Here is a 1,344-nt window from a genome sequence, read left to right as displayed (position 1 = left end):
GATGGGACGCTGGATGCGGCACTCGGCGCCTACGCCGATCTCTACGGTCAGGCCGAGCGTGCGCTCTTTGCCGACATTGCGCGCGGCTGCGATCCGGCGGCGCTGAAATCGCAGTACCTGGCGCGCTTCGGACTCACCGCGCGGCAGTTCAATGCCATCGCCATCAACCTCAAGGGTAAGGTCGCCTCAATCAAGGAGCGCCGCGACGGGCTGATCACCGAGGCCGAGAAGCGCATTAAAAAGGCCGAAAAGGTCATCAAGAGACTCGACGAGCAAATCGCCCGCGCCGAGTCTGCGCAGATTCGCCAGCGCCTGCTTAACAAGCGCCACCACAAGCAACGCCGGCTAGCACGCCTGCGCGATCGTCTCGCAGGCCTGCAGGCGGATCGTGAAGCCGATGTGGTGCGGCTCTGTTTCGGCAGCCGCAAGCTATTTCGTGCGCAGTTCGATCTGCCAGCGAACGGCTATGAGTCTTTCGATGAGTGGCGCACTGATTGGCGCCGCGCCCGCTCTAATCAGTTCGTGGTGCTGGGCTCTAAGGACGAGACCGGCGGCTGTCAGGGCTGTGTGGCTGAATATCTCGGCGAAGAGACTTTTGCGCTGCGACTGCGGCTGCCCAACGCCCTCTGTCAGGACGGTACGAAGTATGTCCGCTTTGACATCCGGCTCCCGTACGGCAGCGACGTCCTGGTCGCGGCGCTCACCCTGGAGCAGGCCATCAGCTACCGCTTCCAGCGCGATGCCAAAGGCTGGCGGGTCTTTATCACCACCCAGGCGCCTCCCTTCGAGTGCCGCAGCGACCGCCGCCTCGGGGCCATTGGAGTCGACCTCAACGCCGATCATCTGGCCGTCTGCGAAACCGACCGCAGCGGCAACCCCGTCGCCGCCTTCACCATTCCGCTCGTCACTTACGGCCTGGATCGCCACCAGACCCAGGCGCGCATCGGCGAGGCGATCAAAACCCTGATGGACTTCGCTTGTGACCGGGACAAGCCGCTGGCGATTGAGAAACTCGACTTTTCGGCCAAGAAGGCGGCGCTGGAAGCCGAGGGCGGGCGCTATGCCCGAATGCTCTCGGCCCTGGCCTATGATCGGATCGTCGCCACGCTCAAAGCGCGTGCCCACGACGCCGGTCTGGAAGTCCTCTGCCGCAACCCGGCCTATACCTCAGTCATTGGTCGGGAAAAATTCGCCGAGCGCTACGGCCTCAGCCCCCATCACGCTGCCGCGCTCGTCATCGCGCGGCGCGCCCTGAACCTCTCGGAGCGACCCAATCGCCGCGCCAGAACCGCCCGCCCCCTACCTGCAAGGAATCGGGGGCGGCACGTCTGGGCGTTTTGGAGA

Annotated in this window: 1 protein-coding gene; it reads left to right on the top strand. The window is 64.6% G+C overall.

Annotated elements, in window-relative coordinates; translation table 11 throughout:
* Positions 1-1,344, top strand: a 1,344-nt coding sequence (locus CKO15_RS13735) for a hypothetical protein (protein WP_200197391.1), incomplete at both ends; no start/stop codon positions are given.

Origin of the sequence: Halorhodospira abdelmalekii (genome assembly GCF_016583625.1) — a bacterium.
In the GTDB taxonomy this organism is placed as follows: domain Bacteria; phylum Pseudomonadota; class Gammaproteobacteria; order Nitrococcales; family Halorhodospiraceae; genus Halorhodospira; species Halorhodospira abdelmalekii.
This window is presented reverse-complemented; position numbering and strand designations above follow the sequence as displayed.